22 protein-coding genes are annotated in these 18,899 nt (G+C 73.4%); 20 read left to right on the plus strand and 2 right to left on the minus strand.

Annotated elements, in window-relative coordinates:
- Window positions 1–32: 32 nt before the first annotated feature.
- The 16 genes from ACFYVL_RS09265 (at window position 33) to ACFYVL_RS09340 (ending at window position 12,237) form a co-directional block, all read left to right on the plus strand.
- The gene (locus tag ACFYVL_RS09265; protein ID WP_389242390.1) at window positions 33–1,505 is read left to right on the plus strand and encodes an SCO6880 family protein; all 1,473 of its coding nucleotides are present in this window, start codon (window positions 33–35) and stop codon (window positions 1,503–1,505) included.
- Complete coding sequence (locus tag ACFYVL_RS09270; RefSeq protein WP_389242391.1) at window positions 1,502–2,095, plus strand: hypothetical protein; 594 nt, start codon at window positions 1,502–1,504, stop codon at window positions 2,093–2,095. Before ACFYVL_RS09265 ends, ACFYVL_RS09270 begins: the two co-directional genes overlap by 4 nt.
- 50 nt (window positions 2,096–2,145) lie before the next feature.
- Window positions 2,146–2,625 carry a DUF6238 family protein gene (locus ACFYVL_RS09275; RefSeq protein WP_389242393.1) on the plus strand — a complete coding sequence of 160 codons (480 nt, stop codon included), beginning with the start codon at window positions 2,146–2,148 and terminating at the stop codon, window positions 2,623–2,625.
- Window positions 2,622–4,124 carry an ATP-binding protein gene (locus tag ACFYVL_RS09280; protein WP_389242395.1) on the plus strand — a complete coding sequence of 501 codons (1,503 nt, stop codon included), beginning with the start codon at window positions 2,622–2,624 and terminating at the stop codon, window positions 4,122–4,124. Before ACFYVL_RS09275 ends, ACFYVL_RS09280 begins: the two co-directional genes overlap by 4 nt.
- Window positions 4,125–4,627: 503 nt before the next feature.
- Window positions 4,628–5,365: a hypothetical protein gene (locus tag ACFYVL_RS09285; protein ID WP_389242397.1), complete on the plus strand. Its 738-nt coding sequence runs from the start codon at window positions 4,628–4,630 to the stop codon at window positions 5,363–5,365.
- Between the two features lie 111 nt (window positions 5,366–5,476).
- Window positions 5,477–5,659, plus strand: coding sequence for a hypothetical protein (locus ACFYVL_RS09290; RefSeq protein WP_389242399.1), 183 nt, complete (start codon window positions 5,477–5,479; stop codon window positions 5,657–5,659).
- Window positions 5,656–6,168 carry a hypothetical protein gene (locus ACFYVL_RS09295; protein WP_389242401.1) on the plus strand — a complete coding sequence of 171 codons (513 nt, stop codon included), beginning with the start codon at window positions 5,656–5,658 and terminating at the stop codon, window positions 6,166–6,168. Before ACFYVL_RS09290 ends, ACFYVL_RS09295 begins: the two co-directional genes overlap by 4 nt.
- A 98-nt stretch (window positions 6,169–6,266) precedes the next feature.
- Window positions 6,267–6,620 (plus strand): hypothetical protein, encoded by a 354-nt coding sequence (locus ACFYVL_RS09300; RefSeq protein ID WP_389242403.1) that lies wholly within the window; start codon window positions 6,267–6,269, stop codon window positions 6,618–6,620.
- A gap of 153 nt (window positions 6,621–6,773) precedes the next feature.
- Complete coding sequence (locus ACFYVL_RS09305; protein WP_389242405.1) at window positions 6,774–7,208, plus strand: hypothetical protein; 435 nt, start codon at window positions 6,774–6,776, stop codon at window positions 7,206–7,208.
- 32 nt (window positions 7,209–7,240) lie between these two features.
- A complete protein-coding gene (locus ACFYVL_RS09310; RefSeq protein WP_389242407.1) occupies window positions 7,241–7,705 on the plus strand; it encodes a hypothetical protein in 465 nt (154 codons plus the stop codon).
- A gap of 214 nt (window positions 7,706–7,919) precedes the next feature.
- Entirely contained in the window at window positions 7,920–8,795 is an 876-nt protein-coding gene (locus ACFYVL_RS09315) for a hypothetical protein (RefSeq protein ID WP_389242409.1), read from the plus strand.
- Between the two features lie 94 nt (window positions 8,796–8,889).
- The gene (locus ACFYVL_RS09320) at window positions 8,890–9,606 is read left to right on the plus strand and encodes a hypothetical protein (RefSeq protein WP_389242411.1); all 717 of its coding nucleotides are present in this window, start codon (window positions 8,890–8,892) and stop codon (window positions 9,604–9,606) included.
- 165 nt (window positions 9,607–9,771) lie between these two features.
- Window positions 9,772–10,191: a hypothetical protein gene (locus ACFYVL_RS09325; protein WP_389242413.1), complete on the plus strand. Its 420-nt coding sequence runs from the start codon at window positions 9,772–9,774 to the stop codon at window positions 10,189–10,191.
- 47 nt (window positions 10,192–10,238) lie between these two features.
- Complete coding sequence (locus ACFYVL_RS09330) at window positions 10,239–11,009, plus strand: glycosyltransferase (protein WP_389242581.1); 771 nt, start codon at window positions 10,239–10,241, stop codon at window positions 11,007–11,009.
- Window positions 11,010–11,068: 59 nt separating this feature from the next.
- Complete coding sequence (locus ACFYVL_RS09335; protein WP_389242415.1) at window positions 11,069–11,851, plus strand: MerR family transcriptional regulator; 783 nt, start codon at window positions 11,069–11,071, stop codon at window positions 11,849–11,851.
- 50 nt (window positions 11,852–11,901) lie between these two features.
- Entirely contained in the window at window positions 11,902–12,237 is a 336-nt protein-coding gene (locus tag ACFYVL_RS09340) for a YnfA family protein (protein ID WP_389242417.1), read from the plus strand.
- 154 nt (window positions 12,238–12,391) lie between these two features.
- Here ACFYVL_RS09340 and ACFYVL_RS09345 read toward each other — a convergent pair whose 3' ends face one another.
- Together ACFYVL_RS09345 and ACFYVL_RS09350 are read right to left on the minus strand one after the other, a co-directional pair.
- The gene (locus ACFYVL_RS09345; RefSeq protein WP_389242419.1) at window positions 12,392–12,988 is read right to left on the minus strand and encodes a cadmium resistance transporter; all 597 of its coding nucleotides are present in this window, start codon (window positions 12,986–12,988) and stop codon (window positions 12,392–12,394) included.
- A 172-nt stretch (window positions 12,989–13,160) separates the two neighbouring features.
- Window positions 13,161–13,514, minus strand: coding sequence for a hypothetical protein (locus ACFYVL_RS09350; RefSeq protein ID WP_389242421.1), 354 nt, complete (start codon window positions 13,512–13,514; stop codon window positions 13,161–13,163).
- 736 nt (window positions 13,515–14,250) lie between these two features.
- On the opposite strand from ACFYVL_RS09350, the gene ACFYVL_RS09355 reads away from it, so the two are divergent.
- The 4 genes from ACFYVL_RS09355 to ACFYVL_RS09370 all read left to right on the plus strand — a co-directional run bounded on the left by ACFYVL_RS09355 (window position 14,251) and on the right by ACFYVL_RS09370 (window position 18,681).
- Complete coding sequence (locus tag ACFYVL_RS09355) at window positions 14,251–15,357, plus strand: hypothetical protein (protein ID WP_389242423.1); 1,107 nt, start codon at window positions 14,251–14,253, stop codon at window positions 15,355–15,357.
- A 594-nt stretch (window positions 15,358–15,951) separates the two neighbouring features.
- Window positions 15,952–17,049 (plus strand): hypothetical protein, encoded by a 1,098-nt coding sequence (locus tag ACFYVL_RS09360; protein ID WP_389242425.1) that lies wholly within the window; start codon window positions 15,952–15,954, stop codon window positions 17,047–17,049.
- A gap of 98 nt (window positions 17,050–17,147) precedes the next feature.
- Complete coding sequence (locus tag ACFYVL_RS09365) at window positions 17,148–18,386, plus strand: MFS transporter (protein ID WP_389242427.1); 1,239 nt, start codon at window positions 17,148–17,150, stop codon at window positions 18,384–18,386.
- 70 nt (window positions 18,387–18,456) lie between these two features.
- Window positions 18,457–18,681, plus strand: coding sequence for a hypothetical protein (locus tag ACFYVL_RS09370; protein ID WP_389242583.1), 225 nt, complete (start codon window positions 18,457–18,459; stop codon window positions 18,679–18,681).
- Window positions 18,682–18,899 lie beyond the last annotated feature (218 nt).

Here is an 18,899-nt window from a genome sequence, read left to right on the forward strand (position 1 = left end):
CCCGCCCCCGCCTCCCCTGGATCCGCCTTCCTGTGTCTGACCTCTCCGCCGCACCGCTGACGGTGAAATTCCCTCACCGCTCCCGGCGCGGAATACTCCTGGGCCTCAGCGCCCCCCAACTCGCCCTCGTCTCCGCCGCCCTGGCCCTGCTGCTGATGACGGTGATCTCCGCCGGGCTGCTCGGCGCCCTGCTGCTGAGCCCACTGTGGGCCGCCGTCGCCGCCCTCGTCCTCGTCCGGCGGCACGGCCGTTCCCTGATCGACTGGGCACCCGTCGTCGCCCGGTACGCCCGGCGCCGGCACACCGGCCAGACCCTCTACCTCGCCCGGCCCGTCAGCCGGCCCCGGCAGGACGGCCTCGTGCACCTGCCGGGCACCGCCGCTTCCCTCAGGGTCGTCACGCCCGGCGACTCCGCCAACGGGGCCGCCGCCGTCCACGACCCGCACCAGCAGACCCTGACCGCCGTCGCCCGCATCACCTCCCGCGCCTTCGCCCTGCTCGACACCGGCGTCCAGAACCACCACGTCACCAGCTGGGGCCGGACCCTGGCCGGCCTGGCCCGCACCGGGCACATCGCCACCGTGCAGGTCCTGGAGCGCACCGTGCCCGACTCCGGTGACACCCTGGCCCGCCACTGGGCCCAGCACGGCCGCCCCGACGCCCCGCTGGCCGGACAGGTCTACGCCGAACTTGTGGCCTCTGCCGGGCCCGCCGCCGCCCCGCACGAGACCTATCTCGTCGTCTCCCTCGACCTGCGGGCCGCGAAACGGCTCATCACGCAGGCGGGCGGCGGACTGCCCGGGGCGTTCACCGTCATGGAACAGACCACCGCCTCCCTCGCGCAGGCCGCCCGGTCCGCCGGACTGACGGTCACCGGCTGGCTGAGCAGCCGCGAGATCGCCGCCACCATCCGCACCGCCTACGACCCCCAGGCGCTGGCCGCCCTCCAGCAGTGGTCGCCGACCGGCCGCGCGGAAGCCGACCCGGCAGCCGCCGGCCCCGTCGTCCAGGTCGAGGAGTACGACCGGCTCGCCACCGACACCGCCCGCCACACCACCTACTGGGTGGAGAACTGGCCGCGTACCGAAGTGGGCGCCGGATTCCTGCACGGCCTGCTGTTCGCCCCCGGCGTCCGGCGCACCCTCTCCCTCCTCTACGCCCCGCAGAAACTGGAGTCCGCGCTGCGCGACGTCCAGCGCAAGAAGTCGGCCATCGTGGCCGACGCCAACGAACGCTCCCGCCGCGGCCAGGTCGACAGCGAGGAGGACACGGTGGAGTACGCCGATGTGAAGGTCCGCGAGCGGCAGCTCATCGCCGGGCACGCCGACGTCGCCCTGACCGGGCTGGTCACCGTCACCGCCGCCACCGACGCCCTCCTGGACGCAGCCTGCGCACAGATCGAGACCGCCGCCGTCACCGCCGGCGTCGACCTGCGCCGCCTGAACTACCAGCAGCCCGAAGCCTTCACCCTGGCCGCTCTTCCTCTCGCAAGGACCGCCCTGTGACCACCCCACCGCGCCCGTCACCGCCGCCGCTGCTCGTCGACGACGTACTTGCTCTCCTCGGTCCCTTGCGGCAGATGCGGGACAACCACCAGGCCCGCCTCGGCCACTACCGCGACAGCGACGGCGAACCGCTCTGGGACAAGATCGCCGCCTGGGAGGAAACCCGCCGGGAGACGGCCATCGAAGCCAGCGACGCGCTGGACAGCCTGCTCGAACGCCTGGAGCAGCTCGTCGCCGACCCTCCGCTCCGTGCCCACACTCTCGTGGTCGCCGGACCTGCCCACGCCGAAGTGGACGACTGGTATCACTTCGTCGTCAATGCCACCGCCCTCGACGACGCCGCCCGCACCCTCTCCCAGCTGCCCACCTACCGGCAGTGGCTCGACGACATGCGGCCCGGCAGCAACGAGCACAGCGGCGCCCCGTACCTGTCCCTGCGGCGGAGCCACGCCGGCACACCGGCTCCCGGAATGTACTGGGACCTGCGCGACGAACAGGCCCGGACCGCCGGGGGCCAGTCCTCCCCGCGCACCGCCGCCGTGCCCCCGTCCCCGCCTCCCGCCACGCCTGCTGCCCGGCGCTCGCGCTGACCTGTGCCTGTCCCGCCATCCATCGCCCCCGCAGAAAGGGCCCTCGCCCGTTGTCCTCCCCCCGCACCGCCGACGAGGCGCACCCCTACCTCCGCGCCGCCACCGCCGGACTGCGCCACCACACCACCGCCATCGGTGCCCGCGCGCCGCTCACGCCCCGTTCCGTCGACCGCGTCCACCTCGACACCCTGCACAGCCACCTCACCGCCCTTCACCGGCTCCTCGACCAGCTCACCGACTCCGCCCGGCCCCGCCATCCGGCCGCCGGAGCCCACCTCGCCACCGCGCACACCCGGCTCTGGCAGGCCGCAACCGCCGCCCACGACGCCTTTCACACCCTGCCGCACGACGCCGTCAGCACGCCCGGGGCCGCCGTCACCGAGTGCCGCCCCGATCGGCTGCCCGACGGTTCGCCGGTCCTGACCATCTGCCAGCGCCACGTCTCCTCCGGCCACGCGATCCGCCGCAAGACCACGGCCCGCGACCTGGAGGGCCCGCCGCACGGCCACACCACCCACTGCGGCCGATGAGCCGCCGCCCCGCCCGCCGCACCAGCGCCACCCCGCTGTTCACCCCGCACGGCGCTGACCGGGCCACCCGCCGCGCGGCCCGCCGCCAGCTCGCCGAAGCCGCCGCCAAGGCCCACGCGGACGCCGCCGCCCGCCCAACAGACAGCCCCACCGGGCACACCATGCCCGCCCCGCTCTTCCCGCCCAGCGGGCGCCCCGGCCCCGCCTCGGGACGCACCGGCCGCCTGAAACTGCCCGCCCACCGCATGACCACCGCAGTCGCGGCCGGCGCCTATCCGTTCCTCGCCGAAGGGGGGCTCGGCGCCGAGGGCATCTACGTCGGCCGCGACGTGCACGCCGAAGCAAGTTTCGTGTTCGACCCGTTCTCCCTGTACGGGAAGGTCGAGGGGTTCACCAACCCCAATGTGTTGTTGGCCGGGGTGATCGGCCAGGGCAAGAGCGCGCTGGCCAAGAGCTTCGCGCTGCGGTCGGTCGCCCATGGCTACCGCGTGTACGTGCCGTGCGACCCCAAGGGCGAATGGACCGCCGTAGCCCAGGCCCTCGGCGGCACCTCCATCGCCCTGGGCCCCGGACTGCCCGGCAAGCTCAACCCACTGGACGCCGCACCCCGCCCGCCCAGCGTCACCAAGGAAGACTGGGCCGCAGAGGTCCGCACACGGCGCCTGCTGCTGCTCGGCTCCCTTGCCCGCACCGTGCTGGGCCGGGACCTGCTGCCGATGGAGCACACCGCCCTCGACGTGGCCCTCGACGCGGTTGTCACCCGCACCGCCGCCCGGGGAGCCACCCCTGTACTGGGCGACGTCGCCGCCGCCCTGGACGACGCCGACCTGCTCGACGACACCGCCGGGATGAGGTCGCGGCAGCTGGGAGCCGCCGCCCGCGACCTCGCCCACGCCGTACGCAGGCTCGTCCGCGGCGACCTCGCCGGCCAGTTCGACGCCCCCTCCACCGTCCGCTTCGACCCGCAGTCCCCCATGCTCAGCATCGACCTGTCCCGGCTCGGCGGCTCCGGCGCCGACACCGCCCTGGTCCTCGCCATGACCTGCGCCTCGGCGTGGATGGAATCCGCCCTCACCGACCCGTCCGGCGGCAGGCGCTGGATCGTCTACGACGAGGCATGGCGCCTGATGCGCCACCCCGGCCTGCTGATGCGCATGCAGTCACAGTGGAAACTCAGCCGCGGCCTGGGCATCGCCAACCTCATGGTCATCCACCGGCTGTCCGATTTGCTCACCGCGGGCGACGCAGGATCCCAAGGCCGCGCCCTGGCCGAGGGGCTCCTCGCGGACTGCTCCACCCGCATCATCTACCGCCAGGAATCAGACCAGTTGCAGGCCGCCGCCGCTCTGCTCGGGCTGACCTCCGTGGAGATGGAAGCCATCTCCCACCTCAACCGCGGACGCGGCCTGTGGAAGGTCGCAGGCCGAAGCTTCATCGTCCAACACCAGCTCCACAAAGCCGAGTTGGAACTCTTCGACACCGACGCCCGCATGCACTGAGAGCCCCGCGCGTTCCCGTCCATCCGGCCGGGGACACCGACGGCCGCACCCGATCCAACCAGCCCACACCCGCCTGCTCCCCCCCAGGAGTCCCTCTGCACCGCCCCACCTATTACACCGACGCCGAATGGGCCGAGTACCAGCAGCGCCAGGCCGAGCACGACGACCTCACGGCCCAGCTCGCCGAGCACGAAGCCAACCTGGCCCACGACACCGCGTCCAGCACCTGCGACCAGGACGAACTCAACGCCCACCCGCTTCCCGAGCCATCGCTCCGCTCCCCGCGCAGGTTCGCACCGCTGCGACGGCGCCCCCGCTGAACCCGTCACGCCCCGCGCCTCCGCCCACCCGCTGTGAAGACCGCGTCCTTCCCGCCCCGCGGGCCGGCCCCCACTGGAGGCGGGTGGCCCTCCGCGCCTGCGGGGAGGTGCAGACTGCGCTACCTCGGCACTCCCTCGGGGCCTGAGATCCGGGCCGCGATGAGTGCCGGGCGCCTCGGCTGCATGACCACCCCCGCGCAGGGCGCACGGATCCCCGAGGGCGCCCTGTACGCCTGTGACAACTCGAAGTTCGGCAGCGACGGCAAGGGACGCTACTGGCCCGGCAGTGCCGCGTGGTTCGCCTGGCTACAGCGCACCGTGGAACGCTACGGGCCAGATCGCTGCCTGTGGGCACTCGCCCCGGACCAGCCGTTCGACGCCGCCGGCACCCTCACCGAGTCCCTTCCGTGGCTGGCCCGCATCCGCGACCTCGGCATCCCAGCCGCCTACGCGGCCCAGGACGGATGCGAGGCGCCCGGCCTTCTGCCCTGGGACCGGTTCGACGTGCTGTTCCTGGCCGGGACGACCGACTGGAAGCTGGGCCCGGTCGCCGAGCGGCTGGCCCGGGAGGCGAAGACCCGCGGCAAGGGCGTGCACATGGGGCGCGTCAACTCCCGGCTCCGCCTGGGGATAGCCGAATGGTTCGGGTGCGACAGTGCCGATGGCACCTATCTGGCCTTCGGCCCGGACAAGAACCTGCCCAAGCTCCTCAGCTGGCTCGACGAACTCCACGGCCGTCCCTCCCTCGCAACCGCACACCCCCTCGCCGCCCCCGGCACACCGATGCCCCCTACCCCGCGGGCGGACCGCGTCACAGCAGGCACCTCGGCCGGCGCACCCCTCAGGAAACGGCTGCCGTCACCGGCCGGTTCAGCCCCCGCGCTGCCCGCCCCGCACAGCTCGCGCACCAGAGCCCGCTGAACCGTTGGCACCGCCCGGGCCGAGCCACCGGCCCGCACGCACGAAAGGCCCGCAAGGATTCCCCAACCCGCCACCCCCTCCCATCCGCCCGCCGCCATCGCCTCCCACGCCGTGCTCACCCAGCTCGGCCACACCCCGCAGCAGCTCTACACCCCACCAGCCGACCGCCGGGGCGACACCGTCGAGCGGCCCGAACCGTACCAGCGCATCACGCCCGCGGGCAGCGCCCCACGGCAGGGGGCTGCCGCCGCCGTTGCCGTGCCGGCCCCCTCCCGGCCGGTCCGCGGCCGTTGAGCCCGCAGCGCGCCGCCCCGCTGGCACCGCTGCCCGACCACCGCGATGTACCGACCGCCCGGTGGCAGGACCTGTGGCGCCGGCATGCGCGCATCACCACCCCGCTCCGGCAGCGGGGGCTGGTCTGCGACGTGGTCTTCGCGATGAACGACTACGTGGTCCACGTCGCACTCCCGGACCGCAGTTACCTGATCATCTCGCCCAGCGAAGAACCCGAGAAGGAACGGCCGGTGGGCGACCCGGAGGGGTGGACGGTCACCCGCTACCTCCCCGACAGCCTGACCCCGGCGGACGTCCTCTACGACTCGTGCCCCGGCGCCGACCCGGGCGTGACCGACCGGCCCGAGGCACGGTACGGCGGGAGCGCCTGGCGCATGATCGACGCCCTCGACCAGCAGCTCGCCCGCCTCGGGTTGCTGCGCGGGCACCCCGCCGAAGCCCCAACACCCGTCGCCCTGCCTGCCCCACCGCATCCTCCGCCGGCTCCCGCCAGCCGCCGCCCTCGCTGAATCGCCCTCTGCCCCGGGAGGTCCTCCTGTCTGCCCGTCCCCCCGCACCGCGCGAGACTGCCGCACCCACCACTCCCAGCGACCCCCAGGGTCACTACGTGTACGGCCGCCAGCTGCTGGCTCTCACCGACCAGCTCAACGCGGCCAGCTCGCCCGCCGAGGCCGCCGCCCTTCTGGACCAGGTCCTGGAGCCCACCGACGGACTGCTGGAGCGCCTCGGTGACTTCTTCGAAAGCGCGAGCGAGGTAGCCCAGGACGCCGCCGAGGACGACGGCATCGACCTGGCGTACCAACTGGCCGATGCCGCGGCGGAGATCCGCAGCCTCGGCGAGACCCTGCACCTGGCCACGGACCGCCTGCGGGCACTCGCACCATCCCCGCAGGCCCTGCCCACAGCCTCGCCGGCCCTTCCCCCGGCGCTCCCGCAGCCCGCTCGCGGGCTCGGCCACTGACACCCACTTCTCCTCCACCGCCTGCGTCACCCGGGAGGACCCCTGCTGACCGACCTCGGCACCACCGGCCAACTGCGCTTCCTGGCCACGGAGATCCACCGGTGCGCCAACCAGATCCCCGTGGGGGTCTCACGCCACGGAGGCGGGCTGGCCGTGGACCTCGAAGACCAACTCCGCGACGTCGCCGGGGTTCTCCACGCGCTCGCCCACCAACTCGCGATGCACAGGACCGCAGCCGGTGACACCGGAGGGACAGTGACGGCGCGCCGCGCGGTCGCCGCGATGACCCGCGCGGCTCCCCCGGTGGGCCACGCCCTCGCCACCCTCGCAGAGGCCGTCGAACAGGTCGGACTCCTCCACCTGGCCGCCGCGATGCCCCGGTCGGCCGACCGCGCGGACGCCTTCCGGGCGGCCCACGCCGTCCTTGACGACCGGTTCGAAGGCGCCCGCCTGCTGCTGAACGACGCAGGCCGGCAACTGCACCGCGACGCCGAACGCCTCACCGCCCCGAGCCGCCCCGCCCGCCGGCCGTCCCCCGGGCCCGCTGCGCAGCCCGCCGCCCCGCCGGCCACCGCCCGCACCCGCTGACCCCAATCCGCCACGCCCCTTGGAGAGTGCTGTTGTCCCGTCCCACCCCTACTTCCGACGCCCCCGCCGACCGCACCACGCTCCACGGCCCGCCCGGCCACCACACCGCGCCCACCCGCGCGGACCTGCTGCACCGGGCACGGCGGGACGCCGAGCAACACCTCGCCGAGCACCCCCTGCCGGACCGTCCGCTGCCCACTCCGGACCTGGCTCCCTACCTCGCCGCACTCGCCGCTGCCGAGACGCCCGCCGAGGCACACGCCGTCACCCGGCATCTCCTGGACGCCGCGAACCCCGCCCTCCGCGCGGTGAGCGAGTACCTCCTGGCCGCCGCCCAATGGCGTGACCAGCACCGGCGGGCGGCGCCGGATTCACCGCCCAAGGTGCTCTACCGCGCGTCTGCCGCCGCCCTGACGCCGCTCGTCCTGGCCGACCTGGCCACCGAGCAGATGCTGCAGGCCGCCTACGGCACACCACCCGCCCGCCAGAAGCCCTGACACCCCCTGCCTCACCCCGCGAACGGAGCCCACCATCCCTCACCTCACTGCCCGGCATCCCGCCCTCCTTCTGGGTACCGCGCTGCTGGCCCTGTCCCTGAGCGCCTGCGGCTCCTCCGACCGTGCCGCAGTCCCCGCGCCGACCAGCACCGCGAAGACGCCCTCGGCCCTCCCCCTCCCGCCGTCCCTCCCCCTGGAGCAGGCCCGCACCGTCGTGGCCCATTACGCGAAGACCGCCGGACCGGCGTTCGCGGCCGGCGACCGGGCCCGGCTGGCCAGCATCGAGGACGGCCCGATGCTCACCCGCTCACTGGCCCGGTACAAGGACGCGGCCTCGCTGCCCGCGAAGGACCGGTCCGCCCTCACGCCGCCGCCCCTCAACGCCACCGCCGCCCGCCTCTACATCCCGCGCCTGCCTGCCGCCCGCCCCTTCCAAAGCAACGGCACACCGCACTGGTTCGCCGCCGCGTTCCCGCTCGACAAGGGCCCGGCCGGCGCCTCGCGCCTCGCCGTGTTCGCCGAGACGCCGAACAAGCAGTGGAAGGCGGTCTCGCTCACCCTGCTCACCCAGCCGCTCCCCGCCATCACCCTCGACAGCTCCGGGCTCGCCACCGCGGTCAACCCCAACGGCACGGACCTCGCCGCCACCACGACGCAGCTGCGCGACGCCACCACGGACAACTACGCGACCGGCGGCACGATCGGGGGACGGACCTTCACCCCGACCCCGGCAAGTCAGCGGCAGATCACCACCAGCCGCGCCGTCGCCAAGAGCTACGCAGGCAACGCCCGCACCGCCTTCCGCGGCACCGACACCACCTTCGCTGCGTACGCCCTCAAGACCGCCCAGGGCGCCCTCGTCCTGTACACCCACGAACACGTCCAGGAAGTGACGGTCACCAAGCCCGGGATGGGCATCGTGCCCAGCGCGCGCGACCGCGCCTGGCTCGGCAAGGCCCCCCAGCCCTACCTCAGCTACACGTTCCAGTGCCACGACGCCGCACTCGTCCCCTACGGCAGCGGCCCCTCCCGCCTCCTGGACTACACCTGCGCCCGCACCGACGTCACCGGCACCCGCACCACCGTCTGAACCGGCTTCCCCGCCGCACCACGCCCCAGCACCCGACCGCCCAGCCCGCGCCCGCCGCGCGCTGCGCCACCGCCCCAGGGAGACAGCCCCGCACGTGCCCGCGCACCACGACCTCCTCGCCTTCGCCCCGGCCCTCGCCGCCCGACTGCCCGGCCGCTGGCACGCCGACGACCGAACCACCCCCATGGCGGGCGACCCGGCTCGCCACCGCCTCTGGGACACCGGCCCGCTCGCCCACACTCCCTTCCTCGCCTCCGGCCCCCACCGCACGGTGCTCACCTCCGCAGGCGGCCTGCAGCTCTACCTCCTCAACCACCCCAGCCGCAAAGCCCAGTTCATCGTCGCCCCGCTACTTCCCGCAGGAACCGATCACCGGCACACCCTCGGTGTCCGCGCCCCACGCGGAATCACCGTCCCCGCCGATCCCGTCCGGGCCGCTGCCCACGTCCGCCGGCGCCAGCTCTTCTCCTACCGCCTCGCGGCAGTCGAAGCCCAGACCAACGCCAGCCGCAGCCCTCACCGGCCGGTCCACCTCTCCCTAGGCGATGACGGCAGCCCCGTCGTCTCCACCGCCTACACACGCGCCCTGCATCACCTGCTCGCCCAGGAGGACTTCCGCCTCGATCCGGAGACCGGCCGGTGCCATCCGCCCGCCGGCCTCGGCAGCCACAACGCTCTCCAGCGTGCCTGGCAGGCCGTGCGGGAGCTGGAGGCGCTCGGCTTCACCCCGATCGTCCGCACACCCCACGGACCTGCTGCCTCCGTGCCCCCGCCGCGGGCAATCCGCCCGGCGCCCCGCCCCGTCCGTTGACCACCGTGCCCTGCGGAGCCCCTCCTGACCACACGCGCCTACCTCGCCCGCCCCACCCCCACCGGCTTCCATGGCATCCACGTCCACGATGACGGCACCCCCGACTACTGCCTGCCCCTTCTGCTAGCGGCCTACCAGCACCGATTCGCCGACAACCTCGATGCCATGTCCCGTCATCTCATCGACAAGGTGGCGGTCGGCTGGCAGACCCTGGGCACCGATCTCCTCGACGGCGCACCACCCGCCCTGCTCATCGCGCTCACCGGAGGCGAGCAATGGGCCAGCCGCACCCTGGACCACCTGGTCCAGCCCGACGGCTCCCCACCCAGGCGCATGACGGTCGACCAGGAGTCCGTCATCACGTCGGACTTCCAATGGGGCTACATCCTGCGCCCCAACGGCATCGAAGTGCGCAATGTGTTTCACGAGGAGCCCGGCCCCGTCGTGGCCTGGAGCGCTGATCCACGCACCGTCTGCGCCGCCCCCTGGCCCGCCCCTGCTGCCCGGCACACGCGCGGCACACCACCGCTCGCCACCGCCGCACCGGCGAAGGCCACCGCCACGCGCACCAACACCCGCCACTAGCCACCTTCTTCCCGGAGCCCCCCCTGTCGCCGCACGCCACGCCCCAGATCACCGTCGTCATTGCCACCCGCCTGCGCGAGGACCGGCTCGCCTACCTGAGCGCCATGCACGCCAGCCTCACCCGGCAGGCCGTCCCGGTCGAAGTAGTGATCGCCCTGGACGGCGTGGGCGCCGACCGGCTGCCCGTCCCACTCGCCGACGACCCACGGGTACGCACCCTCGCACTGCCCCCGGTCGGTGCCGCCTGCGCCCGCAACCTGGCCCTCACCATGGTCCGCACCAAGTACGTCAACTGGGCCGACGACGACGACCTCTTCACAGACCACGCGATGGCCGTCCGATTGGCGGCCCTGGAGACCAACAACCTGGGCTGGTGCGCCGGATGGAGCGAGGACCTGCACCCGGACGGCACGACCACCCTGTGGCAGTGCCCCACCCCACCCGGCCCCCATGACGCCGGAGACGTCTGGGGGTACTGGCCGACTCCCGCCGACACCATCCCCCTCGGGCCCACCACCGTCCTCGCCCGCACCGACCTCGTCCGCGCAGCCCCGATGGGTGGCCTCGTCCAGGGCGAGGACTACTGCGCGCTCGCCGTCACCAACCTTGCCCCCGGAATGCTCCTACCGCTCCCGGTCTACCGTTACCGCAAGCACGAGGGCCAGATGACGCAGCAGACCGCATACCACCAGCTCGAACCGGCTGCCCGCGAGCACGCCTGGCAGTACGGCCAAAACCTGCGCACGATCCTGCGGCACTCGACGGCTGTAGGTTCCGCAGTTCCGCGAGCACTTCCGCGTGATCATGGGCAGCGGTGACGCTCAGTAAATGAGTCGGCTTGACCTTCGACCCGAGTCGAAGGTCTACCGTCGATCGTGTGAGCACGATGCGAATCTCTCAGCTCGCCGAGCGCTCCGGCGTGCCGGCCACCACCCTGCGCTTCTACGAGGGCGCCGGACTCCTGCCCGCCGACCGGACCCCGGCCGGCTACCGGCTGTACGGCGAGGACGCGGTCGAGCGGCTGGCGTTCATCGGGGCGGCCAAGCACCTCGGGCTGCCACTGGAGGAGATCGGTGACCTGCTCGGGGTGTGGGAGGCGGGCGCCTGCCGGGATGTGAAGGCCGATCTGCGTCCGCGGCTCGCCGCCCGCCTCACCGAGGCCGAGGCCCGCGCCGCCGAGCTGGCCGCGTTCACCGCCTCCCTGCACACGGCCCTGGACCATCTGGACGCGCTGCCCGATCGCGCGAGCCCGTGCGATCCCGAGTGCGGCTTCCTCGCCCCGCCGACCCCGGCCGCCGCCGTTCCGCGGCCGGTCGACGTGGTGCTCGCGCCCAGCCGCCAGGCAGCCGAGGCCGAGGCGGACTCGTGGCGGACAGCGCCGGTGGCCTGCTCCCTCGCTGGCGACGGACTACATGAGCGGACCGCGCAGTGGCGCGTGGCGGTCGACGGCGCCGTGCGGATCACGGTGCCCGACGGGCTGCGGCTGACGCTGCCGGTCGACCGGACGGCACGGGTGGCGGAGCTGGCGGCGGCCGAGCAGCAGTGCTGCCCGTTCTTCGACTTCCGCCTCCACCTCGACGGCCCACGCCTGCATCTGGAAGTCCGAGCGCCGGCCGACGGTGCGGAACTTCTCGCCGACCTGTTCGGCCGCGCCGCCTGACCGCGCCCTGTCTGTCCCGCCCGCTTCCCCTGCTCCGGAGAGTTCCTGCCGTGCTCGTCGCCCGCTCCATCGCCCTGTTCGTCGTCGCCGCGCTGTTCGAGATCGGGGGCGCCTGGCTCGTCTGGCAGGGCATCCGCGAGCACAAGGGCTGGATCTGGATCGGCGCCGGCGTCATCGCGCTCGGCCTTTACGGGGTGGTGGCCACCTTCCAGTCCGACGACAACTTCGGCCGCATCCTCGCCGCGTACGGCGGGATCTTCGTCGCCGGGTCGATCGCCTGGGGCATGGTCGCCGACGGCTACCGCCCTGACCGCTTCGACATCATCGGCGCGTTGGTCTGCCTCGCCGGGATGGCCGTCATCATGTACGCCCCGCGCGGCCAGTGACCCGGCCGCCTGACGTGGCAGCGCCAGAGATCGTCCGACCGCGACGCGGAAAGAGGCAAGTCCCGGGCGCACTCTCGGCCTTGCGGCCCGTGTAGCTCGTGGGCATCGCAGAGCGGCGGCACCGATAGCGCCGCCGCTCGTTCGCTGATGTCCGTTAAAGGCCGAAGGCTCCGCCTTCGATGAGGATGAGCAGGCCGATGCCGATCAGCACGACGGGCAGCAGGATGTGGCCCCAGCGGGACAGGGCCTTGGCGATGACGGGGCGGGTCGCGAAGTAGCGTCCGGCCGCAATCCACACCGCGAGCAGGATCAGGAAGACCACGGCGTAGATGCTCATGCCGCCGATGCCGGCGGTGGCGAAGACGGGGACGTAGACGCCGATGTTGTCGCCGCCGTTGGCGAATGTAACCGCGGCAACCTCCAGGACCTTCGGACCGCCGTCGGCCGCTTCCTTCTCGTCCTCGGATTCGTTGCGGTGCCGGTACGCCTGCACGGCGGCCTTGATGCCAAGCGCGAGCGGCAGCAAACCGAGGTAGGGGATGGCCTTCTCGGGAAGGAAGGTGGCGCCGAACGCCGCAGCGATGGCGACGGCGAGGATGGCGGCGAAGCCGAGGTACTGGCCGGTGGCGATCCTGCGGGTCGATCCCTTGTGTCCGGCGCCCTGAGCGAAGAACAGGGCCAGGACCAGGATGTCGTCGATGTTGGTGACGGCGAACAAGCCCGCCGCCTGGCCGATGATGCCGAGATTCACGCCCACACCGCCCGGACGGAGACGGACGACGGGGCGGCCGAGGGGCCGCCGAGCCTTCGGCGGCCAGAGGTGTAGTGAGACTGCAACTTCATGATCAACCTTCGAATGTCGAGCGGTCCGGACGCTGATGGAGCCGCACGAGCCTTCGGCCCGCAGCCCCTGTAAGGGCCGCTCAGCAGCGAAGGATCTGCAGATCGTCCAGTTGGGGACTGAGCGCGGCGAGGGCGCCGTCGCTCACCGTCTCCGCGCCCGCGCGATGCCCGAGGCTGAACGAGGGAACGGCGGGGTGCGAGTGCCAGGCGGGATCTCGTTCTGCGGACGGCGGGTGCGCCTGCGGCAGATCGCGCGGCGGCATCGTCACCTCGTCGGAAAACGCCATCGGGCGCCCAGAGTCGTCGTGAATGACATCCGAGAGGACCGGGCCGGAACGAAGGTCCGCCGCCGAGGAATCCTGGGGCGCGGTCACAGGGACAGCGAGGTCGTTCGGCATCACCAGGTACACCAGCAACGTGGTGGCCAGCAGCACGACGACCTGCCACCCCCGCCGTCCCACCGCACCCCCTCCTTGTCGTTCCGCCCCTGGTCTTGGCCGCTGGAGCGACGGCACAGCATGGCACACGGTGCGTCGGCAGCGGTCGGCCCCGGCATCGGCGCCTCGCCCTGACCAGGTCCTGATGTGCGGTACCCACCGGCAGCGTCGCGGCGCGCAACATAGCCGACGATCGCCGGTTACCCCAACCGGCGATCGTCACGACACTTGAAGCTCCCCTCCAGCCGCGAATCTCAGCGAGTCGGCACGCGCATGCCCGCGAAGCCGACCGTCGAAGGAGCAGTCCCATTTCTCCCACACGACCACGACCTCGACCACGACCACGAGCCTGGCGACACAGGACGAAGTCCGTTACTCGCAGCCACCATCCGGGCAGCGAACGCGAAGGCGAGTGCTCATGATCGCGCGACGAGCACCAGGTCTAAGAATGCTCACTGCGGTCAACGCCCCAGGTAGCCGGACAGCCGGTGCTCACGAAGTCGCGGAACCTAAGGGCGTGAGACGCCCCTCGTGCGGGGGCCGGCCGGGAACATAGCCGAAGAGCCCCGGTTGGCCCAACCGGCGTTCCTGGTGCCCCTTGATAGATCCACGTTCCACGCACGACAGCAGGAAGACCGCTTGCACCACACCCACCCGAAGCACCCTCGCTCCCCACGCCCAAACCCCCGCAGGCCCCTCAGCAGCGGTACAACTCCGACGCCGGAGAACCCGCGTGGCTGACCCGCACATCACCCTCGCCTACAGCAGAGACCGGGGGATCGTCGCGGTCGTCTCCGGCGAGAACTACGCCTGGGCACGCACCGCACTCACCGAGAGCGGATTCGAGCAGGGCGAGGCCGGCGTCTACCACCTGTCGGGCCACGACCCGGATGCCTCTCCCGCCATGGTGAGCCGCGCCCTCGTCTCCTGTGCCGCCCGCCATCGCACGAGCGTGAGCACGAGCAGCCGCCCCTTCCTCATGGACGCCGCCCGCGACCTCATCGCTCTGCTGCCCGGCACCTGGTCGGCCGACATCGAGGTCTACTCCCACCCCTCGGGACAGGAGGACCTGGTGTCCTACGTCTGGGACAGCGGCGAACTCGGCCGGGCCGTCCAGACGGAGCGCCTCCCGTACGCGGCGATCCTCACCCACCGCGACGCCGGCATCGATCTGCTGCTCGTCGAGCGCCCCGGACACCCCTCGGGCTACTGCGTCGGGGCATTCGCCCCGGCGGACCTGGAGACCGGATACGACGATCCGCACGCCCCGCGCAGCGCCGTCCTGCCCGCGTCGCCCGACCAGGGCGCCCGCATCATCACCGAGCGGTTCCTGCCCGCCTACGAGCAGGCCGTCCACCACCGGCGCAGCGCAGCGGTGAGCGAGGCGCTCGACCGCATCAGCGGCGAGCACGACGCCTGGAAGGCAATGGCGCTCTCCGGCCGCTACAGCGACGGGACGGTGCTCGGCGCGAACACGTTCAGCGCCTTGACCGAGGAGTTCCTGAGCACGTCCTGGCGGAATTTTCGCACCGTCGCCGAGCATGCCGCACCGGTGCTGGAGCGGTGTGATCCCGGCCGTGGCCCGTGGCCGCAGGACGCCCCGGTGCTCAGCGCACTGTCCCACGCCCTCGACGATGCCCACCTCCTGCACAACGAGACGGGATGGGACCTGGTGCGCAGCGGGGACCGGGCACGGGCCTGGCCCGCCATCAGCACCTGGCTCGACGGCCGCGCCGCCTTCCACCGTCAGGCCCGCACCTCGCCGCTGCACAAGCGACCGGCCCTGGCCCTGACTGCCGCACCCCACACCCCGGTGGTGCGTCCCGCGCTGCGCCGCTGACCTGCTCCGCCACCCCGCTGTGAGGAGAACCCCCCGCTGCAATCCGGCCCCCACTTCACCTTCGGCACCGATCCCGAGCACGGCTTCGTCGCCGCCTTCGCCGCCACCGTCTCCGGGCACCTCGCCCACTGGTATCTGCACCACGAGACGTTCGAACCCGTCCCCGCACTGCCGGGGCTCTACCGGCTCGCGGACCCGGACCGCGACGGCGCGCGCCGTGCCCGCCAGGCAGTCCACGACCTGCGCCAGCAGGGTTTCACCGTGCACGCCGACCTCGCGCTCGACCCTCCGCCCGCAACACGGCCAGCCCCGGTACACGGGCTTACGGGGCGCCGGGCGCGCATCTCGCGGGCCGCGTCGCGGCACTCGCCGCAACACGGCCCGGCCCTGACCACCTCGCCGCCCTCGGCCCGGCAGGTTCCGCCGAAGCCCACCTACGCCCCGACCGTCCACCTGACGGCCCCGGCGGGCGGACGGGCCCGGTAGCGGATCCGCCCCTCCGCCCGCCCCGCTGCAAAGGAGCACCCGATCCCCGAACGGCCCCCGCCCGCCCTCGCCGACCTCATCACCGGCGCCCTGACCTTCCGCGCACGGATGGCAGTCATCGACCAGAGCGCCGAGGACGCGAAGGCGTCCAACCGCGACCGCTACGGACGCACCGTCCGCCCCGACGTCGCACGCACCATCGAGGCCGCCCAGCACCAGGAGGCCCTCGACGCTTACGCCAGCCACCTCGCCCCGCATGCCGCAGACTTGCTCGCCGCCGCCCGCACGGCCCTCGACGAACTGCCGCCCGCCCAGCACCTCCCGCGATGGCGGGCCCTGCTCGGCAGCCTCGCCGACGCGGACGCCGAGATCCGCCAGGTGCTCGCCCAGCCCGATGTGCCGGGCTCGGACGCCGAGCATCTGCGAAGGACCCGGGTCTGGCCGTACCTGACCGCCTGGGCGGACCACGGCCCCGTCGCCACCGCACTCGCCGAGCAGCCGCGCACACCGGCGGACCCACTGCCCGAGGAGGAGCGGCGGAGGTGGACCGAGCGGGCCCGGGCCGCCCAGGAACGCGGCGACCTCGACCTGCACACCTCCTGGTACGCCGCCGACGGGCGGATCATCACCCTGGCCTTTCTGGTCGAAGACGACGACTCCACCGTGATCGCGCTGGCCGGGGATCCCGATGCCCCGGGCTGGCAGGTCCTCGGGCACTTCGACGACATGTTCACCGCAGGGCAGGCGCTGCCCGCCCCGGTGCCGCCCGGCGTGTTCCGGGCCGACGCCTCGCCCTTCGACCACCCGGCTCCTGCACCGGAGCGCGGACTGCAGGAATTGCTGCGCGACATCACCGTGGCGCAGAGCGCCGGGGAGGTCAGCGACGCGCTGCTCACCGCCACCGAACCCGGCTACTGTGCGGGCCCGCTGGTCCGCCTGCAGGAACTCCTGCACACCGCAGGCCAGGCCGCCGCCGCCCTGGAGACCGTCCAGGGCCAGCAGATCTCGGGCCGGCTGTCCATGCTGGCCCGCCAGCTCGGCCTCCTCACCGACGAGGTCCAGGTGGCTGCCGAGGACCTGGGCGCGACCGTCGCGGTCCTGCCTCCCCACCGCACCCCGCTGCCGCGCGCCCGGCCACGCCCCGCCGTGGACACCGCGCCGCCCCCGTCCCCGGGACGCGCCACGGCGCCCACCCGCTCCCGCTAACGCCCCTGTCACCGGGCCCCGCAGCGGCCCGGCCCTCCGGAAGACGGGGCGGGTGCGCCCGCCCGGCCGACCGCCCCGAGCCGAAGGGTCCCGCTTCTTTGCCCTCCCCCGCCCGCCGCCTGCTGCTCCAGCCGTACGTCGCCCGCCTGCTCGTCGGCACCCTGGTGGGGCGGCTTCCCACCGGCATGGCCCCGGTGGCGATCCTGCTGCTCGCCACCGGCCAGGGCAGCACCCTGGCGCAGGGCGGCCTGCTGTGCGCGCTTTACGGCCTGGCCGCCGCGCTCGGGCAGCCGCTGCTGGGCAGGATCATCGACCGTCGCGGCCAGAGCCTGGTCACCGTGCTGGCGGTGCTCGTCACCACGGCCGGCCTGCTTGTGCTGCCGCTGACCGACGCCACCGCCCAGCCCGCGTATGCGGTCACGGCGGTGCTGCTGGCCGGGGCGAGCACCCCTCCGCTGGAGGCGGGGCTGCGGGCGCTGTGGCCTGTGGTGCTGCCCGACCCGGTCCAGCGGCGAGCCGCCCTGGCCCTGGACACCGGCTCCCAGGGCCTGGTGTTCATCGCCGGGCCCCCGCTGGTGGCCGTCCTGTCCGCCACCACCGGGCCAGCCGTAGCGCTGGCGGCCACCGCCGGGCTCGGCCTGCTGGGCGCGCTGCTGGTAGTCACCTCGGCCCCGTCCCGCCGGTGGAAGCCCGCCGCCGCACCCGCCACCACCGGCCTGCTGGGGCCGCTGCGCGACCCGGGGCTGCGGTGGCTGCTCGTCGCCCTCACCGGCACCGGGGCCGCGCTCGGCGCGCTCACCGTGTGGGCGGTAACCCAGGCCGACCGCACCGGCATCGCCCTCCTGTCCGGAGCGATCCCCGCAGCGCTGTCGGTCGGCAGCCTCCTGGGCGGCCTCCTGTACGGGCGCCGCACCTGGCCCGGTTCCCTCCGCGCCCAGCTCACCGTGTCGGCCGCATCCTTCGCGATGGCGTGGCTGCCGCTGACCTTCGCGGCGGGGCCGTGGGCGGCGGGTGCCGCCCCGGTGCTACCGGGGCTGTTCCTCACCGTCACGATCACCACCGCGTTCCTGGCGGTCGAGACGCTCGCCCCGGCCGGGACCCTCACCGAGGCGTACGCCTGGCTGATCGCCGCGGTCGGGGTCGGGCAGGCCGCCGGCACCGCCCTCGCCGGGAACCTCTCCGGAGACCACGCCCTGGGGGCGGCACTGCCGGCCGCCGCAGCCGCCACCACCCCGCTCGTCCTGCTCGCGGGCCGCCGTGCACTGGCGCCCACCGGCTCCGTGCCGCGGGGCCGCCACCGGCGCACCGCACACACACGCCCTGCCATCCCCGCCTAACCCCACCACCTCACCGCTTTCCGCCACCACCGATCGGAGATCCGCCGTGCCCGAACCAGCAGAGCCGTTCATGCCGATCCGGCACACCATGACCGGCGAGATCACCACCACCGGCTACAACGCAGCAGCGCTGCGCATCTTGCTCCAGGACGGCTTCGAGGAGGCGCCAGTCTGCGCCTGCCGAGCGACGGACCCCGGTACGGAGCGGACGCACGGGCCTGCTCGACAGCCGGCGAGCTGCTCGTCGCCGGCCATCCCCTGCACCTGGACCACCGAGACCTCGGTCGGCCGGTGAGCGCCGACGGAACGCCCCGGTTGGCCCGGTCGCCGATGTCGGCACAGTCCGTGATCCACGCCAAAACCGGCCAGCCTCTCCAGCGCATCTCCAACCCAACCCGCACACGCATCTGTTGAAGGACCCTCATTGACCACACCCGGACCGCCTACCAGCCCATCGCGGACCAAGGGCGGCGAACTACGAGCCAAGGTCGCTCGCTTCCTGTCCGCCCGGTC

Source organism: Streptomyces sp. NPDC004111 (assembly GCF_042874215.1).
Classification (GTDB): Bacteria; Actinomycetota; Actinomycetes; order Streptomycetales; family Streptomycetaceae; genus Streptomyces.